Source organism: Spiroplasma clarkii (assembly GCF_002795265.1).
GTDB classification, from domain to species: Bacteria; Bacillota_I; Bacilli_A; order Mycoplasmatales; family Mycoplasmataceae; genus Spiroplasma_A; species Spiroplasma_A clarkii.
In genome coordinates, this window is the sequence record NZ_CP024870.1 from 882,954 (window position 1) to 906,458 (window position 23,505).

The 23,505-nt window shown below is 29.6% G+C and carries 20 protein-coding genes; 2 read left to right on the top strand and 18 right to left on the bottom strand.

Annotated elements, in window-relative coordinates; all coding sequences use genetic code 4:
- Positions 1 to 424 precede the first annotated feature (424 nt).
- Complete coding sequence (locus SCLAR_RS03965) at positions 425 to 1,714, top strand: phosphatase PAP2 family protein (protein WP_100254636.1); 1,290 nt, start codon at positions 425 to 427, stop codon at positions 1,712 to 1,714.
- Between the two features lie 80 nt (positions 1,715 to 1,794).
- Here the strand turns inward: SCLAR_RS03965 and SCLAR_RS03970 are convergent, their stop codons facing one another.
- From SCLAR_RS03970 to SCLAR_RS04010, 9 genes are all read right to left on the bottom strand, one after another.
- Entirely contained in the window at positions 1,795 to 3,258 is a 1,464-nt protein-coding gene (locus tag SCLAR_RS03970) for a glycoside hydrolase family 1 protein (RefSeq protein WP_100254637.1), read from the bottom strand.
- Between the two features lie 3 nt (positions 3,259 to 3,261).
- Positions 3,262 to 5,841, bottom strand: coding sequence for a PTS glucose transporter subunit IIABC (locus tag SCLAR_RS03975; RefSeq protein ID WP_169921847.1), 2,580 nt, complete (start codon positions 5,839 to 5,841; stop codon positions 3,262 to 3,264).
- 78 nt (positions 5,842 to 5,919) lie between these two features.
- The gene (locus tag SCLAR_RS03980) at positions 5,920 to 6,639 is read right to left on the bottom strand and encodes a MerR family transcriptional regulator (RefSeq protein WP_157795141.1); all 720 of its coding nucleotides are present in this window, start codon (positions 6,637 to 6,639) and stop codon (positions 5,920 to 5,922) included.
- Positions 6,640 to 6,985: 346 nt separating this feature from the next.
- Positions 6,986 to 8,449, bottom strand: a complete 1,464-nt coding sequence (locus tag SCLAR_RS03985; protein WP_100254640.1) for a glycoside hydrolase family 1 protein — start codon at positions 8,447 to 8,449, stop codon at positions 6,986 to 6,988.
- 2 nt (positions 8,450 to 8,451) lie between these two features.
- Entirely contained in the window at positions 8,452 to 9,537 is a 1,086-nt protein-coding gene (locus tag SCLAR_RS03990) for a PTS sugar transporter subunit IIABC family protein (protein WP_100254641.1), read from the bottom strand.
- Positions 9,538 to 9,561: 24 nt separating this feature from the next.
- Positions 9,562 to 11,031, bottom strand: coding sequence for a glucose PTS transporter subunit IIA (locus SCLAR_RS03995; RefSeq protein WP_169921848.1), 1,470 nt, complete (start codon positions 11,029 to 11,031; stop codon positions 9,562 to 9,564).
- Positions 11,032 to 11,109: 78 nt separating this feature from the next.
- On the bottom strand, positions 11,110 to 11,829 hold the full coding sequence (locus tag SCLAR_RS04000) for a MerR family transcriptional regulator (RefSeq protein WP_100254643.1): 720 nt from the start codon (positions 11,827 to 11,829) through the stop codon (positions 11,110 to 11,112).
- Between the two features lie 105 nt (positions 11,830 to 11,934).
- Entirely contained in the window at positions 11,935 to 13,134 is a 1,200-nt protein-coding gene (locus SCLAR_RS04005; RefSeq protein WP_100254644.1) for a hypothetical protein, read from the bottom strand.
- Between the two features lie 198 nt (positions 13,135 to 13,332).
- On the bottom strand, positions 13,333 to 14,424 hold the full coding sequence (locus SCLAR_RS04010; RefSeq protein ID WP_100254645.1) for a hypothetical protein: 1,092 nt from the start codon (positions 14,422 to 14,424) through the stop codon (positions 13,333 to 13,335).
- 291 nt (positions 14,425 to 14,715) lie between these two features.
- On the opposite strand from SCLAR_RS04010, the gene SCLAR_RS04015 reads away from it, so the two are divergent.
- The gene (locus SCLAR_RS04015; protein WP_100254646.1) at positions 14,716 to 16,116 is read left to right on the top strand and encodes a DDE-type integrase/transposase/recombinase; all 1,401 of its coding nucleotides are present in this window, start codon (positions 14,716 to 14,718) and stop codon (positions 16,114 to 16,116) included.
- A 196-nt stretch (positions 16,117 to 16,312) separates the two neighbouring features.
- Here the strand turns inward: SCLAR_RS04015 and SCLAR_RS04020 are convergent, their stop codons facing one another.
- The 9 genes from SCLAR_RS04020 to SCLAR_RS04060 form a co-directional block, all read right to left on the bottom strand.
- Complete coding sequence (locus SCLAR_RS04020; RefSeq protein WP_100254647.1) at positions 16,313 to 17,917, bottom strand: hypothetical protein; 1,605 nt, start codon at positions 17,915 to 17,917, stop codon at positions 16,313 to 16,315.
- A gap of 148 nt (positions 17,918 to 18,065) precedes the next feature.
- Positions 18,066 to 18,443 carry a PTS sugar transporter subunit IIA domain-containing protein gene (locus SCLAR_RS04025; RefSeq protein ID WP_100254648.1) on the bottom strand — a complete coding sequence of 126 codons (378 nt, stop codon included), beginning with the start codon at positions 18,441 to 18,443 and terminating at the stop codon, positions 18,066 to 18,068.
- Position 18,444: 1 nt separating this feature from the next.
- The gene (gene dhaL, locus SCLAR_RS04030) at positions 18,445 to 19,017 is read right to left on the bottom strand and encodes a dihydroxyacetone kinase subunit DhaL (protein WP_100254649.1); all 573 of its coding nucleotides are present in this window, start codon (positions 19,015 to 19,017) and stop codon (positions 18,445 to 18,447) included.
- Positions 19,018 to 20,013, bottom strand: a complete 996-nt coding sequence (gene dhaK / locus SCLAR_RS04035; RefSeq protein ID WP_100254650.1) for a dihydroxyacetone kinase subunit DhaK — start codon at positions 20,011 to 20,013, stop codon at positions 19,018 to 19,020.
- Between the two features lie 78 nt (positions 20,014 to 20,091).
- Positions 20,092 to 20,376 carry a hypothetical protein gene (locus SCLAR_RS04040; protein ID WP_100254651.1) on the bottom strand — a complete coding sequence of 95 codons (285 nt, stop codon included), beginning with the start codon at positions 20,374 to 20,376 and terminating at the stop codon, positions 20,092 to 20,094.
- A complete protein-coding gene (locus SCLAR_RS04045) occupies positions 20,377 to 22,047 on the bottom strand; it encodes a PTS transporter subunit IIC (protein WP_100254652.1) in 1,671 nt (556 codons plus the stop codon). It abuts the gene before it with no gap.
- A gap of 32 nt (positions 22,048 to 22,079) precedes the next feature.
- Entirely contained in the window at positions 22,080 to 22,358 is a 279-nt protein-coding gene (locus SCLAR_RS04050) for a PTS sugar transporter subunit IIB (RefSeq protein ID WP_100254653.1), read from the bottom strand.
- 1 nt (position 22,359) lies between these two features.
- Complete coding sequence (locus SCLAR_RS04055) at positions 22,360 to 22,854, bottom strand: PTS sugar transporter subunit IIA (RefSeq protein ID WP_100254654.1); 495 nt, start codon at positions 22,852 to 22,854, stop codon at positions 22,360 to 22,362.
- Complete coding sequence (locus tag SCLAR_RS04060; protein WP_100254655.1) at positions 22,841 to 23,485, bottom strand: class II aldolase/adducin family protein; 645 nt, start codon at positions 23,483 to 23,485, stop codon at positions 22,841 to 22,843. Before SCLAR_RS04060 ends, SCLAR_RS04055 begins: the two co-directional genes overlap by 14 nt.
- Positions 23,486 to 23,505: the final 20 nt, after the last annotated feature.

Below are 23,505 nucleotides of genomic sequence, written 5' to 3' on the forward strand. Positions count from 1 at the left end.
TTAAATAAATCCGGAATTTTAGTTAACTTACCACTTAAGGTGGTTAAATATAAACTAATAAGTCTACTTTGAAATCTGGCTTGTAATTTTGCTCTGTTTTTACAAAAACCAGTTCAGATTTTTTGAAAACCCAGTTAGATTTTCATAAGTTTAATTAAGATATTAATTGATCTTTATTTTTTGACTTAACTGTAAAACTAAGCAGATTAAAATGACAATATTGTGGTTGGATTTTGTAAAACCGAGTTTTCTACTATTAAAAACCCCTATTTATTCTAAATAAATTGCTTTTTATAAGTAATTTACAAATAAAACCTACTTTACCCCACAAACATTATTAATTAGAACATATTTTAACAAAAACTAAAAAAGTAAGTACATTAAGTACGTTTTATTGCTATAATAACGTTGAGGAAAAGTTGTTATGGAATTAATAGTTAAGAAAAAACTTAATGCTTTTAGAATTATAATTTTAGCATTTTTAATTATCACAGTGCTACTATTTATAATTTCAAGTTTTTTTGATTGGCAAATTGCAGTAATTTTTGCTAAAGGTTTTAATAATAAAGTTTCAAAAATCTGAATTATCTTTATGGATGAATTAGGAGTTTATATTTTTGAACCTTCAGTCTTTGTAATGTTTGCAATTTGATGAGAAACATTTGTTTTATACCAAAAAAAATATGCCAAAAATGAGTTTTTTAACAAACATGCCTGAGCTAGTTATGTATTTTACATAGTTTGTTTTATTTTAAGTGCAGTTTTTATCTATGTTCAAACTCTAGAAAGATTTGGTAATTATGACCGAGGTTTTGGGAGTTCTTTTGATCCAAAATTATTAGAATCGATCTCATGAAGACATTGAGCTTATGCTGTTGTTCGAGTTATTCAAGTTTCTTTAATGTTATTTGGTGCCTATTATTGTCGTTACATTTTTTCGAAACGTAAAGATGTTTTCACCCAAGAATACTGGATTGATGCCCTTAAAGGCATCATATATATGATTGTGATGTCATTAATGATTTTAGCTGTCAAGTGGAGTTTTGGTAGACCCTTCTACTATGATAATATTTTTTCAAGTATTTTAAAAGAAATTGAAGCCCTGGGTTACACATATGATCAAAATGTTACCAAATGAGGTGCTGGTGTTGATGGACGAGGAGATGTCCCCTATTTTGAATGATGACAACCCAATGGTTTCTTTGAAAATATGAGATATTGATTTAAACGTGAAAATGGTGGTCTTCAAGGCGAAAATGCTTGATGAAATAGAGCCTTTCCATCAGGTCACACAGCTGCCACTTTTTCTGCCCTTGGACTATGATTTTGTTTTTTGGGAGAACACAAAGGTAGAAAACTAACTAATAAAAAAATTGCAGTCTTAGTCTTTAGTTTCTTAATTTTAAGCTCAATGAAATATCCTCTTATGGTTTTCCGCTTTCATTGATTAAGTGATTTGGAATTTTCAACAATCTTTGGTCTTTTAATGATTCCTGTTGTTAGCATTTTGGTTGACAGACATGCAATTTACTTTATCAATCTCTTTAAAACAAAAACTTTAAAACAAACAATTCCTGGAATTGTGGTTGAAACTAAAAATGGTTTTTACTTGTGTATGTACAAAGAATTTGGTTACCAAAAAATAAGTTATTATGTAAATTCAAAGAAATCTACACCTGAAAAAATCAACAAAAAAATGAAAAATTTAATCTAACACAAAATGATGAATAAAAAACCTGCCAAATGGCAGGTTTTATTTATTAATGCTTTATTAAGCATTGTTTTAAGTCTAATTTAGTCTCAAAGTTTTTCACCATTTGAGTCAGCGATAGTTTTAAATCATTTTCCTGATTCTTTAATTTTTCTAGCACCAGTTCCTTGACCATAGTCATCTAGATCTACATAAATTAAACCATAACGTTTTGACATTTCTTTAGTTGATGCAGAAATTAAATCAATTGCAGTTCAAGTGGTATAACCAAGACACTCAACTCCATCTTCAATTGCTAGTAAAAGGTTTTTTAAATGTTCTTTCAAATAATCAATACGGTATTCATCATTTAACTGATCATTTTTGTCATCTCATTTTTCATCAACCCCAATACCATTTTCAACAATCATTAATGGTTTTTGGTAACGATCATACAAGTTGTTCATAACCACTCTTAAACCAATTGGGTCAATTTGTCAACCCCATTCTGAAGCTTTCAAATAAGGATTTTTACCTCCAAAGAAGATATTTCCAGAACTGTTTTCAGCTAATTCTTTACCCATAATTGAAGACATATAGTAAGAAAAACTTAAGTAATCAACTGGATTTGCTTTTAAAACCTCAAGATCTGCAGGGTTAATTTTTAAATTAATGTCTTTTTCTTTAAATCATTTTAACATATATTGAGGATATTCTCCACGACAAACCATTTCAAAGTAAAAGTCATTGTTAACATGTAAAAACTTTTGATTTTCTAAGACATCTTGTGGGTTACAAGTAGCTGGATAACTTTGTACAGCAGCCATCATACTTCCCATTTTTAAATTTGGATCTATTTCATGAGCTAATTTCACTACTTTTGCTTGTGCTACAAATTGGTGATGCAAAGCTTGATAACGCATTTGTTGATTTTTTTTATCACCTCTTGGTAACACTCCTCCAGCTCCAGTATAAGCAGAGTGCGAAGTCATATTAATCTCATTAAACCCTAATCAATAAGTACAATATGATTTAAATTCAGTCAAAACAACCTTTGCATATTCTAAGAATTTATCGATTGCTACTGGGCTCAAAAACCCATTATATTTTTGAGTTAATCACAAAGGATAGTCATAGTGTGATAAAGTTAGCACAAGTTCAATCCCATTATCTTTACAAGCTTGAAAGATTTTTTTATAATGTGCGATTGCTTTTTGGTTAATGACCCCTTCTTCAGGCATGATTCGACTTCAAGCAATACTGGTTCTAAAACAATTCATTCCTACTGCTTTAAAGTGCTTAATATCTTCTTCATAGCGATTGTAAAAATCAATTCCTCATCGATAAGCAAAGATTTTATCACCTGGATTTTGTAAAACTTCTGCAAATGAATCTTCAAAGAATTCAATTGCATCAATGTTGATTTTTTTACGGTCTAGATTGGGATCATAGAATTTAAAATCTGCAATACTTAAACCTTTGCCATCAGCATCAAAAGCACCTTCATACTGATTTGCTGCTGCAGCTCCTCCAAGTAAGAATTTACTTGGAAATGTTAGTTTTTTCATTTTTTAATTTCCTCCTGACTTAGCCATTGATAATGTTTTTAGTTGTTGTTTTTCAGCTTTTGAAAAGGCAATTACATCTGGATCAATTATCCCGTAATTTATTTCGCAAGCATTAATAGCATTGAAATAACCAGCTTTGTAATTTAATAACATTGTGGCATTAGTAATTTTACTATATTTATCCAACATTTCTTGGTATGCTTTGGTTAATTTTTTGACAGTTTCTTGATAATTTGCTTCTAATTGTTGGTTTGCAGCAAATAATTCATCAAGTTTTGCTTGCAAAACACCTTTTTCTGCATCAAGGTTAAAGTTTTGGTAATCTGCAATAGCACTAACAACTAAGTTTCTATCGACTTTATCAATTTTGTTTTTTAATTTTAAAGCTTTTTTATATTTTGCTTTTAAAAGATTTTCTTCATGATTTTTTACTTTGATTAATTTAGTTTCAATACTTGTTTTTGTTGTTAAAAACTTCATATAGTTTTTAAACAACTCTTGATTTTCTTTAACAAGCTGTAAGTATTCAGCTCCAATTTCATCACAAGTTTGTTTAGCAACTTCTGTGCTAGTGCCATTTGCAACTAAAATTTTTATAGCTTTTGCTTTGATTCTTCTTGTTAAACGGTTTGAATATTTATATTCATCAATTTTTTCAACATAAGTTAGTATAGTAAATCCACAAGCTGCTCCAATAGCAATTAATCATGAAACTACTACTAAAATTTGATTTTTTCAACCATCAACTACTAGGATGGCAAAGATTCCCATTCCACCAGGTCTTACTGCTGCAACATCAAATCATTTTAAGAACATTCCGCCAAAGAAAGCCCCTAAACATCCACATAGAAATGGTCAAAGTTTTGGTAAGTTAACTCCATAAATTATTGGTTCAGTAATTCCAAAAATTGCAGCTGGAATACTTCCATAGGCCACACCTCTTAGTTGAGCATTTCTGGTTCTAATGGCAACTCCAATAGTTGCACCCATTTGAGCAAAAGTAGCTGCAACCACTGCAGTCATAATGGTAGTTGGCACAACTGGATTTTGTAGAATTGTTCCAATCATTACAGTCATAATAACTGCCACATGAACTCCAGTTAGTACTAATATTTGTCATAAAAAGGCAAATAATCCTACTCCAATTCCTGTAACATCTTTTTCAAAGGTCATAACAACTTGACTTAGACCCATTTCAATTAGACCTAATAATGGTCCAAAGATAAATAATGTTGGTATTACTGCTAAGAAATAAACTAAGAATGGTCTAAAGATGATATCAACACTTGTAGGCATTCAAGTTTTAATTCATTTATCTGCAAAAATTACAATAAATGCTGCAAAAACATATGGTAGAACACTACCTTCATATGCTGTAACAACAAATGGATAATCTAAAATTTTAAATAAAAGTCATCCACTAATTCCCTTGGTTGGATCTACAATAAATTGTCCAAACCCAGGGTCTGCAACTGGAGCACTAACTCCTGCAAGTAAGATTCTTGAAGATAATGTCAGTCCAACAACAATTGCAAAAACTGGATTTCCTCCAAAATATGAGACCACTGAATAACAGAACATGACCCCAATTAAATTAAGAGCAACTTTGCTTAAAACATAAAAGATTGTTGACCAAACATCTGGGTTTGGTGAACTTTCATAGTCTGCAATAGCATTTGTTTGTAATAAAATAGCATATAAAGCACTAAAAATACCAACCGCCATTAGTGGTGGAATTAAAGGCATCATAATCCCTGAAATTGCAGTCATAATTCTTTTGTAAACTGGTGGCTTTTTAACTTCAACCTTACTTTTACCAGTTAAATCACCCCTGCGAATTTTTTCAATTTCATCTTTAACTTTATAACATTCCCCTCCAATAATAACTTGGAGTTCACTTCCATTTAAATTTGTCCCTTTGACAAGTTCAATTTTTTTAATTTTTTGTTGATCAATTTTCGACAAATCATTAACTAAAAAACGAACTCTTGTCATACAATTATAAACTTTGGTAAAGTTTGAATTACCACCAACTAACTCAATTAATTGTTGAGCTGTTTGAGTATATTTTGAAAGATACTCTTCTAAAAATAATTCATCTTTTGGTTTAGTTTGTGTTATTTGCAACTCCACATGAGCAGTTGCAATCAATTCCCCTTGTTTTGCTGATTTTTTTAATATTTTTATATCTATATTTTTAAGATTTTCTGAATCAAAACAAATTGGAGTTTGAATTGAAAGTTTTTGTTCTTTGATTTTTTCAAAATCAACATCCACAATACTTGTTTTTAAGTCAACTTTTTGATTTTTTTTGACTTTAACATTAAAAGGTTTCCCATTTAAAGCTACTGTGTCCATACCAATATGCATTAAAATTTTCACAGCTTGTGTTTCAAAAAAAATTGCATGTTTAGTTTCAAAAATTAGAGCAACTGATCCATCTTCTAGGAATGATTTGAACTCATTACTTTTTGGAATCAAGACAAGGCCATCACCCATCATTTTTTTGGCAAACACATCATCATCACAATCAGTGATTGGTAAAACATCACAATCAACTGGTGCATAAATTTTTATTTCCATAATTTTCCTCCTCATTGTCATTTTAAAACTTCGTAATTTAAAAGAATATGGAAAAAAAGTACTGATGTTACATCAGTACTAATTTGTTCTTAGAATAATTCATTTTAATGCAATTTCACAAATTTCAGTACTAAAATTAATTTTTGTCAATCTTTTCATCTCTTTTAAATATCTTGGTTCTCAAGTAATTCAATGAATAAATCCATAAAAATAAAGTCATGAGTCTAGTTCTTTTGAAACTAGAAAATCGTAAAATTCTTCAAAAACTAATTCTAAACTTTTAATAACTTCTTTATATTTTGAACTATTATAGTCAATAAAATGTTTATAAACTTGCTTGCGAAAATTTTTTAGAAACTTTTTTTCAAAATCGTTTTGATACCACTCTTTTTTTGCAGCAAACAAGATTGTTAAAATTGTTGGAGTAGTTGCAAAATTACTTAATAACTTAAAACTTAAAGTAGAAAATGGCTTTTCTAGATTGTTTTCACAAATAATTCTGTTAAACTCTAAGTAAAAATTTTTAGTCGCAATTCAGTGTAGAGCATAATAGTGTGTTAAGACTAACTGAATATTGGTTTTAGTTGCATTATCAAAAATTATTTTAATCTCTTTTAAAGAAAAGTTCATGTTAATAAATAATTTAATTTCATAAATCCTTTTAACTTGCTCAGGAGTCATTAAAATTTTGTCTTCAAAAATTGTGTGTGGCAAAAGGCCATAATTAACATAGTATTTTAATTGAGATAAGGTTGTAAAAGTTTTATGCATAATTTGACTTAATGAATACTCATCCATAATCAACATTCCCCCATAGAATAATTGTATTATAATATTTTAAAAAAAACATTCTAGACTTTAAAATTTACACTGACTCAATATAAATTTTATAAAAATCATAAAAGAGTTACGGATTAGCATATCACAAATAATTTTCTATAATTTTTAAGTTTTATCATGATTATTCAAAAAGTTAGTTTTTAATTATGGACATTTAATAAGCTTCTGTGTCTAAAAGTGAGTTACTCTACAAGTCTAAAAAATAAAGAATATAAAAAAATCTAACTCAAAACTAGTAAAAACCCACCATTTGGTGGGTTTTAAACATTAATGTCTATTTTCTAAGTATCATTTTAAGTTTAACTTAGTCTCAAAGTTTTTCACCATTTGAGTCAGCGATAGTTTTAAATCATTTTCCTGATTCTTTAATTTTTCTAGCACCAGTTCCTTGACCATAGTCATCTAGATCTACATAAATTAAACCATAACGTTTTGACATTTCTTTAGTTGATGCAGAAATTAAATCAATTGCAGTTCAAGTGGTATAACCAAGACACTCAACTCCATCTTCAATTGCTAGTAAAAGGTTTTTTAAATGTTCTTTCAAATAATCAATACGGTATTCATCATTTAACTGATTATTTTTGTCATCTCATTTCTCATCAACCCCAATACCATTTTCAACAATCATTAATGGTTTTTGGTAACGATCATACAAGTTGTTCATAACCACTCTTAAACCGATTGGGTCAATTTGTCAATCTCATTCTGAGGCTTTCAAATAAGGATTTTTACCTCCAAAGAAAATATTTCCTGAACCCTTTTCAGCTAATTCTTTACCCATAATTGAAGATGTGTAATAAGAAAAACTTAAATAGTCAACTGGATTTGCTTTTAAAATCTCAAGATCTGTTGATGTAATTTTTAAATTAATATCTTTTTCTTTAAATCAATTTAACATGTATTGTGGGTATTCCCCATGACAAACCATTTCAAAGTAAAAATCATTATTAATGTGCAAATAGTTTTGATTTTCTAAGACATCTTGAGGATTGCAAGTGGCTGGATAACTTTGAACAGCCGCCATCATACTTCCCATTTTTAAATTTGGATCTATTTCATGAGCTAATTTCACCACTTTTGCTTGTGCCACAAACTGATGATGTATTGCTTGATAATGCATTTGTTGATTTTTTCTATCACCTCTGGGTAATACTCCTCCAGCTCCAGTATAAGCAGAGTGTGAAGTTACATTAATTTCATTAAACCCTAGTCAGTAAGTGCAATATGATTTAAATTCAGTAAAAACAACCTTTGCATATTCTAAGAATTTATCAATTGCTGTTGGGTTTAAAAACCCATTATATTTTTGAGTTAATCATAAGGGATAATCATAGTGTGATAAAGTTAACACAAGTTCAATCCCATTATCTTTACAAACTTGAAAGATTTTTTTATAGTGGGTGATTACTTTTTGATTAATGACCCCTTCTTCAGGCATGATTCGACTTCAAGCAATACTAGTTCTAAAGCAATTCATTCCTACTGCTTTAAAGTGTTTGATATCTTCTTCATAGCGATTGTAAAAATCAATTCCTCATCGATAAGCAAAGATTTTGTCACCAGTATTTTGTAAAACTTCTGCAAATGAATCCTCAAAGAATTCAATTGCATCAATATTGATTTTTTTACGGTCTAGGTTGGGATCATAGAATTTAAAATCTGCAATACTTAAACCCTTGTCATCAGCATCAAAAGCACCTTCATACTGACTTGCCGAGGCAGCTCCTCCAAGTAAGAATTTACTTGGAAATGTTAGTTTTTTCATTTTTAATTTCCTCCTGACTTAGCCATTGATAATATTTTTAGTTGTTGTTTTTCAGCTTTTGAAAAGGCAATTACATCTGGATCGATTATCCCGTAATTTATTTCGCAAGCATTAATAGCATTGAAATAGCCAGCTTTGTAATTTAAAAACATTGTGGCATCAGTAATTTTAATATATTTATCAAGCATTTCTTGGTATGCTTTGGTCAATTTTTTGACAGTTTCTTGATAATTTACTTCTAACTGTTGGTTTGCAGTAAATAATTCATCAAGTTTTGCTTGTAAAACTCCTTTTGCTGCATCAAGATTAAAGTTTTGGTAATCTGCAATAGCACTAACAACTAAGTTTCTATCAACTTTATCTATTTTGTTTTTTAATTTTAAAGCTTTTTTATATTTTGCTTTTAAAAGATTTTCTTCATGATTTTTTACTTTGATTAATTTAGTTTCAATACTTGTTTTTGTTGTTAAAAACTTCATATAGTTTTTAAACAACTCTTGATTTTCTTTAACAAGATGTAAGTACTCAACCCCAATTTCATCACAAGTTTGTTTAGCAACTTCTGTGCTGGTACCATTTGCAACTAAAATTTTTATAGCTTTGGCTTTGATTCTTCTTGTTAAACGGTTTGAATATTTATATTCATCAATTTTTTCAACATATGTTAGTATTGTAAGTCCACAAGCCACCCCAATGGCAATTAATCATGAAACTACTACTAAAATTTGATTTTTTCAACCTTCCACTCTAAGGATTGCAAAGATTCCAGACCCACCAGGTCTTACTGCTGTGACATCAAACCATTTTAAAAGCATTCCACTAAAAAATGCTCCAATGCATCCCATTAAGAATGGTCAAAGTTTTGGTAGGTTAACCCCATAAATAAGTGGTTCTGTAACTCCAAAAACAGCAGCTGGAATACTTCCATAGGCCACACCTCTTAGTTGAGCATTTCTGGTTCTAATAGCAACTCCAATAGTTGCGCCCATTTGAGCAAATGTGGCCGCTCCAATTGCTGTCAAAATTGTGGTTGGTATAACAGGGTCTTGCAAAATAGTTCCAATCATTACAGTCATATAAACTGCCACATGAACTCCAGTTAGTACTAATATTTATCATAAAAAGGCAAATAGTCCTACTCCAATTCCTGTAACATCTTTTTCAAAGGTCATAACAACTTGACTTAAACCCATTTCAATTAGACCTAATAATGGTCCAAAGATAAATAATGTTGGTATAACTGCTAAAAAATATACCAAGAATGGTCTAAAGATGATATCAACACTTGTAGGCATTCAAGTTTTAATTCATTTATCTGCAAAAATTACAATAAATGCTGCAAAAACATATGGTAAAACACTACCTTCATATGCTGTAACAACAAATGGATAATCTAAAATTTTAAATAAAAGTCATCCACTAATTCCCTTGGTTGGATCTACAATAAATTGTCCAAACCCAGGGTCTGCAACTGGTGCACTAACTCCTGCTAATAAAATTCTTGAAGATAAAGTCAATCCTACTAGAATTGCAAAGATTGGATTACCTCCAAAATATGCTACAACTGAATAACAGAACATAACCCCAATTAAATTAAGAGCAACTTTGCTTAAAACATAAAAGATTGTTGACCAAACATCTGGGTTGTTTGTACTTCCATAGTCAACAATAATATTTGCTTGCAATAAAACAGAGTACAAAGCACTAAAGATTCCAACTGCCATTAGTGGTGGAATTAATGGGACCATTACTCCTGAAATTGCAGTCATAATTCTTTTGTAAACTGGTGGCTTTTTAACTTCAACTTTACTTTTACCAGTTAAATCACCTCTGCGAATTTTTTCAATTTCATCTTTAACTTTATAACATTCCCCTCCAATAATTACTTGGAGTTCACTTCCATTTAAATTTGTTCCCTTGACAAGTTCAATTTTTTTAATTTTTTGTTGGTCAATTTTTGACAAATCATTAACTAAAAAACGAACTCTTGTCATACAATTATAAACTTTGGTAAAGTTTGAATTACCACCAACTAACTCAATTAATTGTTGAGCTGTTTGAGTATATTTTGAAAGATACTCTTCTAAAAACAATTCATCTTTTGGTTTAGTTTGTGTTGTTTGCAACTCCACTTGAGCAGTTGCAATCAATTCCCCTTGTTTTGCTGATTTTTTTAATATTTTTATATCTATATTTTTAAGATTTTCTGAATCAAAACAAATTGGAGTTTGAATTGAAAGCTTTTGTTCTTTGATTTTTTCAAAATCAACATCCACAACACTTGTTTTTAAATCAACTTTTTGATTTTTTTTGATTTTAACATTAAATGGTTTCCCATTTAAAGCTACTGTGTCCATACCAATATGCATTAAAATTTTCACAGCTTGTGTTTCAAAAAAAATTGCATGTTTAGTATCAAAAATTAGAGCAACTGATCCATCTTCTAAGAATGATTTGAACTCATTACTTTTTGGAATCAAGACAAGGCCATCACCCATCATTTTTTTGGCAAACACATCATCATCACAATCAGTGATTGGTAAAACATCACAATCAACTGGTGCATAAATTTTTATTTCCATAATTTTCCTCCTCATTGTCATTTTAAAACTTTGCAATTTAAAAGTGTAGTTAAAAAAAGTACTGATATCATATCAGTACTAGTTTGTCCTCAAAATAATTCAATTTAATGCCATTTCACGAATTTCATTACTAAAATTAATCTTTGTTAATCTCTTCATCTCTTTTAAGTATCTTGGGGCCCAGGTGATTCAATGAATAAATGCATAAAAATATAACCATGAAGTAAGGTCTTTTGAAATTAAAAAAGTAAAAAATTCTTCAAAAATGGAAGTTAATCTTTGAGAAATGTCATCATACTTTGAACTATTGTAGTCAGTAAAATGTTTATAAACTTGCTTGCGAAAATTTTTTATAAAAAATTTATCTGATTCATTCTGATACCATTCTTTTTTTGCTGAAAATAATATTGTCAATATTGATGGAGTAATTGCATAATTACTCAATAAATTAAAACTTAAAGTTGAAAATGGTTTTTCTAGATTGTCTTCACAAATTATTCTGTCGAATTCCATATAAAAACTTTTAGTATCAATTCAGTGCAACGCATAATAATATTTAAAAATTGATTGGATATTGCTTTTGGTTGCATTAGCAAAAATTATTTGAATTTCTTTCAAAGAAAAGTTCATATTAATAAATAATTTAATTTCATAAATTCTTTTAACTTGCTCAGGAGTCATTAAGACTTTATCTTCAAAAATTGAATCATCTAAAAGACCATGTTTTACATAGTTTTTTAATTGAGATAAGGTTGTAAAAGTTTTACGCATAATTTGACTTAATGAATACTCATTCATAATCAACATTCCCCCATAGAATAATTGTATTATAATATTTTAAAAAAAGCATTCTAGACTTAAAAATCTATTTTCAATTTAGTTAAAATCTGAGTCTACAAAAAATTACAAAGTCATTTTTCACTCATGTGAATCACCATTTCAATTAGTAAAATCTTTAATTGGTATAAAAGTTTTACTATTATGATCAAATATTTTTGAACCACGATTTCCTTCAAGTTCAAAACCATCTTGCAGGAAATTAATTTGTAGAGTGTACCCCTCTTGATAATCTCAGTCCATTGAATCTAGAGTCATATTCTTCCCTTCAATTTCTCGGCTTTGAATTATTTCATTATTTTCATCAAGTAATTTTACTTCTACAAAGACTCCATCAATATTATTAATTGGAGGGTTATAAGTTCTTATTCTTATTTTTTGAGCTTCTCTGTCATCTCATATATGCATACTATGCTTGTTTGCACCATCATTTTGTTCAACATTTCCTCTAATTTTAATGTAAGTTGGGAAAAGTTCTGAACTTTCTGGGTCTTCTTCAAAGGGAACACTACTTAGATAATTAATATTTGGCAGTGTTGAGTTTTTGAAAGTTTTTAAAACTGCAATTTGTCTTCCCTCAGCACGAGGGAATAATCTTTTGTCTTCTGTAACTTCAACAGCTGTTAATTCTCCACCAATTTCACCTCATGATTTAAATGGTTTTAATTTCTCACTAATTCCAGGTACTAAAAAACCTTGTAGGACATTGTTTTTTCAAGTAGAAATATTATCTAATCCTGAATAATCGTGATCTAAAAGTATTTTAAACATGTCATTTCCATAATCTGTTCCATAAGCTGAAGCAATTTCTTGAACTTCTGTGGGTATTTGTAAACCTCATTTTTCAAAAAAAGAAGATAAATTTGTTTGTGAAACTTTTGTAACCAATTCCATAATAACATCTAAAATTGCTCGGTATTTTGGTTCATAACCTTCAGCAGTTGCATCATCTTTATATTCAATTTCTTTTGCAGCAATTTTATCTAAGATATTTTTTCTATAATAACGAGCATAATTATTGAAGTTTGCTAAAAAATCACTTCCTAAACCCAATATTAGTTGGTCTCAAAAAATTGTTTCCGTTATTATAACATCTGCTTTATGATTATTTGTTATTCCATAAACAATCTCACCATCTTCATTTGGCTTTTGATAAAGAGCATTTTGTTTAATACCTTCCAAAAATGATGGATCAGCTTTAAACAAGTCTGAATTAAAGACTGCATCATAAAATTGTGCACCATTACTAAAGTCAGTCTTGTACAAGAATTGTGTAATACCAATAGTATTAAGATTTGGTGTTACATCTCTTCATTTATCAAGTAAAAGAGTTGCATTCTGTCTAACATAACCAACAGCATTGGTGAATTTTGAAATATCTTGACTAAAGTAATTTTTTAAAGCACTATCTAAGTTTGTTTCATGATAACCTTGTCCACCCTTTCCTGTAAAAGTTAAAGCAAACTATTGGTTTTTATAAAACCCTGGTTCAGATTCTAATAGTGCTTCAAAATCCATTGACGTTGGTGGTAAACTTGAGTGAAAATTAATATAATTTTCAGCTACAGGAGCATCAAATGTAGTAGGTTTGTTATCACTTAAAAAAATGTTAATCTTTTGAAAATCAAATTCAAAATTATGGACACCAATTCCTTTTGAACTAATTCCATATAGTTCACTATTTAATTCATAATTTTTATCCATAACATCAAGAAATGTATTTAAATTATTGTCTCGATAATCAATTCCATCTTTTTCAGCTGTTTTTAGTATTAAAAATAATTTTGGCATGTCGATGACAAAATTAAATTTTGTTGATTTAAAAATAACCATTGGAGTTCTCTCAGTAAATTGTTTTTGAACATTATATTCATCAGCAACAAACTGATCTAATTGTTCATAGATTTCATTTCAAAAACCTCTATAATTTTCATCAAAAACTGCTGATCGAGCATCCCTATCATAAACTAACACTTTTTTTGAAATATCATCTTCAACATCATTTACAACAACCTTTACTATATTTAAAGTTGCTGCAATTCTTTGGTATAGTAAACCATCTTTTGGTGCTATAAATTTTAAAATAAGTTGACCATCCTTTTCTTCATAACTTTCAACTGTAATACCAGCCCTTGATGTAGATTGAGTATTAATAAAAGCAGGTAAAGATAGTGTAGATTGTCATTCACCATCAAGCCCAATTAGAAAAACAGTATCATTCCCTGTTAAAAGACTTACTTCAGCAGAGGTCATTTTTGTTAAATCTAGATAGACTTTTACTTCATCATCTTTTTTCACATATGTGCCAATTGGAGCAACTGTTGATGTAACAAAACGTTGGTCTAGATAATTAAATTGACGATAACTTTCATATCTCAATCATTCAGCCCCATTTTTATAAGAGTTTAAATTATTTGTGTTAGTTTCAAGAAACCCTGGTGGTTTATTATCATCTGTGTTATTGTTACCATATTTAAAATTAATTGTACAGCTTGTCACTGTGGTTGAAGTAATCAACAAGGTAATACTTCCGAGTAATTTTAATAACTTTTTCATAAACTCTCCTTCCAACACATATTTTTTCAAATTCCTGGTCGTAAATTTTTTTTGATATTAAAAAAATTTACCAATCATTCTACTTACTTTCTTATTTTTTGATATTAGCATTTTTAATAATTTATCATAGCAAATTATTAACAACTATATTATACACTACTATTTTCAAGATTATAGTTTCTAGTGAGTGTAAAATGCAAATTACCATTGTTATCAAAACAAAAAAGGACTAAATGTTATCAAAACAAAACTGGACTTTATTATAATAATAAAGGAAATCAGGGAATAAAAATGAAAAGAAATTATAGAGGTAAAAGACAAATGAAAACCAACAAACATATACAAGATATTATTAGGGAGGCTGCTTTATCCAGGGATAAAGCAGCCAAAAGAGAACTTTTGATAAAAAGTGGTGGCAGTAGATCATGGTTTTATGATGCCATTAAAAAATACAAAGAAATTGGTGAGGCCTTCTTTATCCACAAAAATAAAAACAATAAGCATGCTCAAAAGCGAACCCATATGCAAGCACTAGAGATTAGCAGGATTTTTAGGGATGAGTACTTAAACTGTAATTTTAGGGATTTTATGCGCTATTTAAAAGCAGATAAAAGATATGACTATCAGTGGGTGAGTTATTCATATATTTACAATATTTTAAGATCTAAAAATCATTGCTCAAAACTGGCACATAAAAAAACTATCAAATTGTTAGCAAAAGAAGAAGAGTTGAAAAATAGACCTCAAAGTCTACTGGTTCCCTCCTCAGCTACAGAAAGAGCAAAAGAAAATATCCATATTGCAAGGCCAAGAACCCAAAGGCGTGGTCATGTTGTTGAAGCTGATGCTACATTTTGAAGATTCAGTGATGAGGAGATTTGGGCATTGCATGGTTATATTGATGAGGCAAGTGGAGAGGTTTTAGGATTATATTTTGATCATCAAGAAACTACTGAAGGTTATTTCAATGCTTTGAAACCGGTCTTAAAAAATTATGGGACTTTTGAAGTGCTAAGAACTGACAAACGCAGAACTTTTTGGAGTGAAAAAAAAGAATCTTCGCCCGAAGATTCTCGAATTCAGTTTGCATTTGTAGCTAAAAACTTAGGTATTGACATCCAATCATCAATTTCACCACAATTCAAACCAAGGATTGAAAGGCTCTGAAAAACCATTAAATGTACAATCACTACCTTTATGGAACAAAATAAAGTCACAAATATTAATGAGGCCAATCTAGTCTTACCAAAATTTGTTGAGTATTTAAATAATCATGTTGTAACCCTTCAAAAAGATTTTACTACAAATTCATTCAAAAAATTTGAGGGAGATCTAAATATTATTTTGGGACACAAATCAATTAGAGTGGTTGCAAGAGATCTAACTGTTACCTATGAAAAGAAAAAGTACTTTATATGCAATTTCACAACACCATTAAATATACCTAGACGAGAGATTATGATAATTCAATGTTGTGATGGTAACCTTATCGCATCACTTGGTGATAACTATTATAGTATGATTGAATTTGATAATGAAATGCTCTACAAATCAAAAGTTGTTCTTGAAAATGAAGGAGTGAAACCTGAAGATATGCCACAAAAAATTAAAAACAACTCTGTCTGAGCTCAATCAAACTTTATCTTTTTTAAGAAAAAATACTCAAGTTGATATAAAAAGCACTCCTATTAAACTAGCAATTTATTAAAAGTTGTATTAAAATTACTAAAAGTCCAAATTTGTTTTGATAGCTACAGTTTCTATTGAGTGTAAAATGCAAATTACTGGTTTTTATTTGCCATTTTATTAAATTCTTGTCAAAACCCAAAAAAACTAATAACTAATCTTTTTAAAGTTCTCAAAGAAGTGTAAAACCACTATTTTAGGTTTATTTTAGTAAATATTTGTTAGTAACTTCAGCCTTTTTATTGGCAAAGTATTTATCTAAGACGGTTTTATAATTATTCATGCTTGTTAAATCCAGACTGGCAGTTTCTCGCCAATGAAGATTTGAGGGATGGTTTTTATACAATAGTTGCTTATATTTGTAATGGTATTCTTTAAAACTACTTTTTTTTGTTAATTTAAAAGCAGTTAGTGCTTGGGTTACTTCTGCTTCATCAAGTGTAAAAATAGTTTCTGGGGGTTGAACCCCTTTTGCTTTGGCTAATTTTGCAATAGTTAGATCATACTCTGTAAATAATTCTTCAACACTATCTAAAACATTGGCAAAGTGTGGAAGTTCTCCTGCAAAATTATAAAGATATCCAAAACCATAATTGTTAAGATATTTAAAGTGGTCTGCTACAAATAGTTCAAGTTCTTTCATAAAATCATTAACCACTTTTTCACCAATTTGTGCTAGCTTTTTAACAAATGCTGGCACTTGAAGCAAGTCTACTTGCCTTGTGGCTTGAAAAGCTTTTAAGTTTTTTTCTAAAGAAATTGACAATTGAATTGCAAAATTAAAATAACAAATTGCAATCATTTTTTGTGCTTTTTTTAAAAAGAGCTTGGTTTTGACTCACTCAAAAACTTGAGTTGGTTCCATCACAAAAGGAAAAACAGCAACCTTAAGGCTTCTATCTTTAATAGTTATTTCATAATAATGGTCTTTTGCATATTCTCGTAACATAGCATATTCTTGTTTTCTGGTACTAGTTAAATTTAAATAAGTTTCTTTTAAAAGTTCCTCACTGCTATCTTTGGGAAGATCGGCACTAATTCAAAGTGTACTATTATAAACAAAGTGTTTTATACTCTTAATATCTTGAATTTGTTTTTTTATAGGTTCTACTGGAATATTTGCTGGCATTTTTCAACCCAATAATTTTGGATCACTGCTTATTTTAGGATCAAATTCTAACTTATAATGATAAAAAATTGCTAATAAATAGTTTAACCCAAAAACTGCAATCACTAAATAAGTAAGATTAACTATGTATTTAGGGTAAAGAGCATATTCTCAGCCAACATCAAAATAATATGTATCTTTAGCACCGTTTACCTTAACAGTAATTGCAGCTTTGATTGCTCCAGTAATTGTGTAATTTCTGTCAGCAGTAATTGTGATGCTTGAACCAACATATGTAAAAATGTAGGCCAAGGTTAAAAATAAACCACAAGAACCTAAAAAAATTGCAGTTCATGAGAGGAAAGGACAATATTGAGTTAAGTACTTATTATGTTTAATATTAATTTTCACCATTCTTTTTAATCTTTTTTCAAAAATTAAGTTAAAAATTCCTCATCCTAAAAGAATTATGAAGAATAAAACTGCTGCATACATATATCCAGCATAAGTATTTCAAAAATTTGCATAAAAAGTTACACCAGTTGTAGCTCAATCCACTTTGAACATTTTATTAAACATTAAATTTTGATCAATTGTGGTATACCAACTTAAAATAAAAGTAACTCTTATTGCAAAAATAATTAGTTGAATAACAACTAATAAAAATAATGTATTGACAACAAATGAAAATATTTTCATAACTAACTCCTTTAAACATAAATATTTTACTCTTTTTTTAAAAAAAATGAAAACTTGCCCTAAAAAATTCTTATTACATAGGTTTTACTTGAATTTATTTAAATCAAGGTAATTAAATTTTAAAAAGAGGATTTAATCCTCTTTTGTTTTATAAATTAGTTTTTGATTTTAATTCTTCTGCTCTTAGAGCTGCTATAATTGTTTTAAAATCTTGATCAAAACCAATAAGGTTTGTTGCTAAGAAAGCAGATTCAAGCAGAGCAGTATCTAAAATACAAATTTGTTTTGTTGAACCCAAATCTATAACTAATTGGGCATTTATCTTACTACTTCCTAAATCATAAAAAACTAAAATTTCTTCTGCTGGATTTTCATCAATAGCTGCTTGAACTGCTTCAAAAGTAGTGCCAATTGCTCCATTGGTTTTAGCAAACGTAATTGCTACAGTTTTGTTGAACTCTTGAAGAAGTTTTTTTATACCACTGGCAATTTCTTCTAAATGAGAAACTAAGACTATGCCAATCATTTTATAAACCTGCTTGCAAAATTGCTTTAAACATTAAACCTGTTGAATATGAACCTGGGTCAATATGACCTAAAGCTCTTTCACCTAAATATGAGGCTCTACCTTTAATAGCAGGAATTAATTTAGTTTTTTCCACAAGTTCATCAATTTTTGCCACAGTTAATTTTTGTGCCTGGTATAAACTAGTTGCTGGAATCCAAACATCTAGCATAGTTTTTTGATTTAAATCACTTTTTCCTAACACTTTAATTTGATTACTTCCTGTAACTAAAACTTCACCAAAATTTTGAACTCCAACAACTTTTGCCATTGCTAGGAAAGCTGAACCATATAAAGGTCCTGAAGCTCCTCCAACTTTTGCTAAAAAGCTCATAGCTAAATCTTTTCAAATCTCTGCTTCACTAGTATAACTTTTGGTTTGGTGAGTTACTTTAAAGTATTCTAAACCTTTTAATAAATTACTACCGTGATCTCCATCACCAATGGCATTATCTAAATCATTTAATAACTCCAGGTTTTGTTGCACAAGTTCATAAAAACACTTACTAAAATCTAATGTTTTTGTGACTGACATTTAAAATAAGTTTCCTAAAATATCTACTGAACTTGTAATGGCTGTCATAATTTGTTTGTCAAATACTTCTAAAACAGTTAGAGATAAACCACTCATGTCTAATGAAGTCATGTAGTTACCAACTTTTACTTGAACTATTTTAATTTTTTTTGCACTTAATTGTGAGACCACAGCATTTGTAAAAATGTATTGTTCTAATAAAGTTGTTCGACCAAAACCATTTATTAATAAGATGTATTCTTTTTTTGTATCAAATTTCAGTTCAGCATCTAAACTTGCCAACATTTTTTGAGCATATTCTTTTGCACTAACATGTTTTTCTACTTTAACACCAGGTTCTCCATGAATTCCACAACCAAATTCAATTTCATCATCTTTTACTTCGAAACTGGCTTTACCTGTGGTTGGTAAAGTACAAGCATGTAAACCAATTCCAATAGTTTTGATATGTTTAATTAATTTAGTTCCAAATTCTTTTAATTCTGCTAGTGATGAACCTTGTTTTGCTAAGTAACCTAAAACTTTATGTACTAAAACTGTTCCAGCAATTCCACGACGACCTTGAGTATATAAACTATCTTTAACAGCAATATCATCATCAACCACAATATAATCAGTTTTTATTCCAGCTTCATTGGCCATATCACAAGCCATAGTAAAGTTCATAATGTCTCCTGAATAGTTTTTAACAATTAGTAGAACACCTTGGGTATTGTTGACACTTTTTATTGCTTCAAAAACATCAAATGGTGTTGGAGAAGAAAAGACTTCTCCACAAACTGCACCATCAAGCATTCCATCTCCAACAAATCCAGCATGTGAGGGCTCATGCCCACTACCCCCTCCAGAAATCAAACTAACTTTAGTTGGGTTTGGTTTTGCTGTGATCAAAATGTTGCTTTGATTAACTTTTTTTAATTTAAAATTACTTGCAAATTCAATTCCCTGAGTCATCTCTTGAATTAAATCAACTTTATCATTAATAATTTGTTTCATCAATTTTCTCACTCCTATTCTTATTTTGACAAGTCTGAAACAATAGTGGCATTAACTTTTTTTAATTACCCTAGTTTGTTATTCATTAAGCTTGCCATCAACAGCAGCATCATAAACACATTCATATCCAGCTTTCTTGTCACTTTGATTATAAAAGATTTTTTTAAATAAAACACTAAAAATAATAGAAAAAATACCACAAATGATTGTTATTGGTCATCAACCATTAATTATGCTAAAAGTAAAGACCACTGCAGTACTACATAGTCCAAAAGTGTAAATTATTTTTATCAGCAAACTATATCAGTTGACTTGCAAATTGACTTTTTGTTTTTTAAATTCTTGTGCTTTTTGTGGTTTCATTTATTCACCCTCCTGACTTGCAGTAGTAGCTGCTGCAAGTTTTGCTGCATCAATTGCTTTTTCATATTTTCTTAATGAACTAAAACCTTCAATTGTGACAAGTTCTTTTTTAAATATTTTTCTTAAATAGTTTCATTTCATTCTAGTTTTAAGTATTTCTAACTCAACTTGATCTTGAGTCATTAATTTTTCTTCAAGGGCTATTTTATAACCATCTTTAATCAGAGATTTATAGTACCAAATAAATAATCCTAATCAAGTAAATCATAAAGCAAATCCCATTAAGTATGAGTATTTCATACCAAAAATTGGATCAGCTGCATTAGGCATTACTACTAATGCAATGTAAGCTAGTGAAAATCTGTATCAAACAGCTTCAACCCCAGCAGAACTGATTGTGGTTCCACTTCTAAAGTATTCACGAACCTTTTCATCAAATTGGTTTAAAACTTCAGGATTTTGATTAATGTAATCTGTAATTACAGGACCAGCTCAAGCTCCTCCAAGTAAGAAAATTGGTTGAACAATTAACCCTAAAATAATCATGCGAATTAAATTCCCACGAGTTACTAGTAAGATTGCTGGGCCTAATGAAGTGTTGATAATACTTGCCAAAGGCAACATTGGTGCTAGTCTAGTATCAAAATCACTAATAGCATACCCAATTCCCACAGAATAAGCTAAAGTAAATGGTACTCAAATTACCATAGCACTTCATAATTCTTGACTACCAGCCACTACTGGTCAATCAAGTCCAATATAAAGTTCTTTACCTTTAAATTTCTTTTTCATCAAACCATCAACTGCAGTTGAAATTGGAGCTAAGGCTTGCATAAATAATCGAGCAACCATTGGGAAAAGAACCAAGGCAGTTGCAGTTTGAATGGCAATTAATAATGCCATGTAAATTTGGACTGGTTGACCTGGAACTGGTCAATAAGCAATTAAACCTATCACAAAACCAATCAGTAAACCAATAAATCCATTATCTGCAAAAATTCCAATTTTTTTTCTTAATGCTGCTGCATTAAAATCTTTGTTTAGAACTTTTGATTTTCTTAGTAAAAATTCAATAGGTCAACAAATTGCTCCAAAGAACCCCATACAGTGAGGTACAGTAATTCCAGGAATTTTTGTAACTTTAAAGACTGTTTTTTGAACCGCATCCCCTAACATTAATTCAAAAGGAATTTGAATACTTCCAATCACCATTGCTACAGGAATGGCTACATATTTTTCAGCACCCATGGCAGTTAATAGTGAAATAACAATAATTGCTAAGAAGATTTTGTTTCAAATATTTCAAAGGTCTAAGTTTAAAGTTTTAGTTTTTTTCAAAGAAATCATTAAAATATTAATGAAAATTTGAATTGGTAAAAACAATAAACCTCAAACAAATCCTCAAGAAATTGCAGCCAAAGGAGATCAACCTAAATCAATTCCTTTTAAACCCATTCCTGTTAAATCATTAAATTGAGTCATGGTTTGTTGCATATAACCAAACATAAAGTTAATCAACATTCCCATACCAACAAATCCAATTCCCAGGGTCATACCTGAGATTATGGCATCTTTTACTTTAAGTCGCAAACATAACCCAACAATGAAAAATATTATTGGTAAAAACACTGCAGCTCCAAGTGTTGTAAAGATCGTAATAAACACACTCATGCTTTTTTTCCTCCTTTATTCAGTTTTAAAAATTAAGTTTGTAAAAAATCAATTATTTTTTGAAGTTCTTCATCCTCTCCTACTCCTGTTAGAAAAGCAATCCCATTAAATTCAGGTATACCTCTATTAATACCATCATTAACTATTGAGATAAATCCATCAGCAGTTTTTATATAAGTATCTAGTGATTTAATGTCAACAGCTTCAACCACTGCATCAACATTGGCTTTTTCAAGTAACATTCCTACTTTTGAAGCAATTAGTTGAGATGTGGCAACTCCACTTCCACAAGCGACAATTAGTTTTTTCATTTTATATCCCTCCATTATTTAGATTTCTTAAAACAGTTTCATACATAGTTGTTTGAGTTTTTGCTGTTTTAAGCTCAGTTATAAAGTTTTTTTGGCTACATAAGTTTAAAATTTTTGCTAGCACATCAACTTGTTGATGTGGTTCTTTAATTAATAAAAAGAAAATCACCTCAACATCAATAATATTTTCTTGACTACCCATGTGGACAAAGGGTATTTTTTGTTGTAAAACTACAGGAACAATCAAGGATGTCTGCACAAATTCACTATAAGTGTGAGGAATGGCAATACAATGTGCTCCCATATCTAGTCCAGTTGGATAATTTTTTTCTCTTGTTAACATACTTTGAGCTCAGTCAACATTAACATAACCTTTTGTTATGAAAATTTGACTAAATTTAGCAATTAATTCAGCAAAATCTTGAACCCTAACATCAAAGTAGCATTCTTCAACCAGAAAATATTTATCAAAATTGTTCATCTTAATAACCTTCATGATAAAACTTATTAATTAGATTATCAATTTCAGCATCACTAATTAATTCTGGTTTACCAATACATTCAGCTTTTCATTGAATTTCAGCACAAAATTCTAATTCTTCTAAAACATTATATGTGCTTTCAATATCAACTCCAACACTGAGATTACCATGATTTGCTAACAAGACATTATATGCAGTTGGACCTAATGTTTGACAAACTACTTCTGCCATTTTTTTAGTTCCATATGTGGCATATGGTGCCACTTGGACTGTTTTTGTACCTGCAAAACCAAAAACATGTAAAATTGGTTGAAGTTCTTTGTGTAAAACTGCAAAAATAGTTGAGTACTTTGCATGACTGTGAATTACTGCATTAACATCTGCTCGTTGACGATAAATTTCAAGATGCATAGCAATTTCACTAGTGGTCTTTTGTTTACATTCAACCTCTTTTCCATTGAGATCAACCACACAAATATCTTCAGGTTTAATTTTTTTGTATGGAATTGCACTGGGTGTTAAAGCTACTAAGTTTAATTCACGATTGTAAATACTTAGATTACCACCTGTTCCAACAGTTAAGTTATTTTCAAAAATCTTTTTACCATATTTAACTAGTAAATTTCTTTCTTTTTCTAAAAGCATATCTAGTTCCTTTCTAGTAG